The sequence below is a fragment of the Tessaracoccus sp. OH4464_COT-324 genome (assembly GCF_003932855.1).
Taxonomy (GTDB): domain Bacteria; phylum Actinomycetota; class Actinomycetes; order Propionibacteriales; family Propionibacteriaceae; genus Arachnia.
On the sequence record NZ_RQYZ01000048.1, the window covers coordinates 1 to 1232 of the forward strand.

Here is a 1232-nt window from a genome sequence, read left to right on the forward strand (position 1 = left end):
TGCTGGTGGTGGTGGGATGCCGCCGATGATGCCGGTAGGTGGTGGTCTGGGCGCCGGCGGTGGTGGGGGTGCTCCCGCTGCTGCTGGTGTGGGTGGGGTGGGTGCGCAGTTGGCTGGTGGTCAGGCGCAGGTTGCGGTGGGTCAGGTAGCGCGGGCTGCTGGTTTGAATCCTGGTACGACCACACCACCGGCCACACCCGGTGGTGGTCTACCCGGTGGTGGTGGTCTGTCTGGTGGTGGTCTGGCGGGTGGTGGTTTGGCTGCTGCTGGGGCAGATCCCGCCACGGCGGGTCCCGCGATGGTAGGCCCGGACGGGCAGCCCCTCGACCCCTACGGCCGTCCCCTCGATGCTTATGGGCGTCCTCTCGATCCGTATGGGCGTCCTCTTGGGCCGGATGGGCGGCCGGTTGGTTCGGGCGAGCCCGGGGTGCCTGGTGTGGGCGCGGGCTGGGACCCCCAACCCGGCTATCCCGGCCAGCCCGGTTACCCCGGCGGGCATGGTCAGCCTGGTTACCCCGGCGGGCCTGGTTGGCCTGGTTCTCCGGGTGTTCCGGGTGTTCCGGGTGGTCCTGGTCAGCCTGGTTACCCGGGTGTTCCGGGTGGTCCTGGTCAGCCTGGTTACCCGGGTGTTCCGGGTGGGCCGGGTGGTGGTTATGGCTTTGTTCGGCCCACACCGGGTAAGGATGCCCCGGTAGCACCTTCCCCTGACGAGGGTGCTGGGGGTGTGCTGGCGGGTTCTGGTGGCGGGTTCGGTGATTTCGGTGCCACCACCCCAACCGGTGCACTGCGGGGTCGAGCACCCGGGCCGATGGCGGAAAGTGGACGCTTCGACGATCTGCGCCGCAGGGGCCGCGAAGCCGCCGAACGCGGGGTGCGCTCGGCCGGTGGCGGGGCCTACCGGCCTTCTGGGGACATGTCCCACACCGCCGATTTCGGTAGCCTGGACGCCGCGATGAAGCAATGGGACGAGCGTTCCGCTACCGCAGACGGGCTTTATGGTGGCTCGGATGTGCGGGCGGCGGGTGGGTTTTTCGGGGGTTCGAAGGACCGGATGTTGGGGCTGTCGGATGAGTTGGTGCCGCAGTCGCCGGAGGCTGGTGGTGAGTTCGGCACCATCACCACGGAGTTGAAACACGAGATCACGAGCAGGGAAGAACAAGAAGAACAGGCCAGCCTCCTGGCGAAGCGGGCCTGGGAAGGAGAATAACGAGATCATGGCTATCACTGATTTG

General features: G+C 67.9%; 2 protein-coding genes. Both read left to right on the forward strand.

What is annotated here, in order from left to right:
* The first annotated feature begins 353 nt into the window (after positions 1 to 353).
* The gene (locus EII42_RS13775) at positions 354 to 695 is read left to right on the forward strand and encodes a hypothetical protein (RefSeq protein ID WP_199729886.1); all 342 of its coding nucleotides are present in this window, start codon (positions 354 to 356) and stop codon (positions 693 to 695) included.
* 113 nt (positions 696 to 808) lie between these two features.
* A complete protein-coding gene (locus EII42_RS12085; protein WP_125172402.1) occupies positions 809 to 1207 on the forward strand; it encodes a hypothetical protein in 399 nt (132 codons plus the stop codon).
* Positions 1208 to 1232 lie beyond the last annotated feature (25 nt).

Bases quoted from the DNA above. Each gene is read 5' to 3' on its own strand.
- EII42_RS13775 (WP_199729886.1), top strand. From the start codon at position 354: ATGGGCGTCCTCTCGATCCGTATGGGCGTCCTCTTGGGCCGGATGGGC.
- EII42_RS12085 (WP_125172402.1), top strand. From the start codon at position 809: ATGGCGGAAAGTGGACGCTTCGACGATCTGCGCCGCAGGGGCCGCGAA.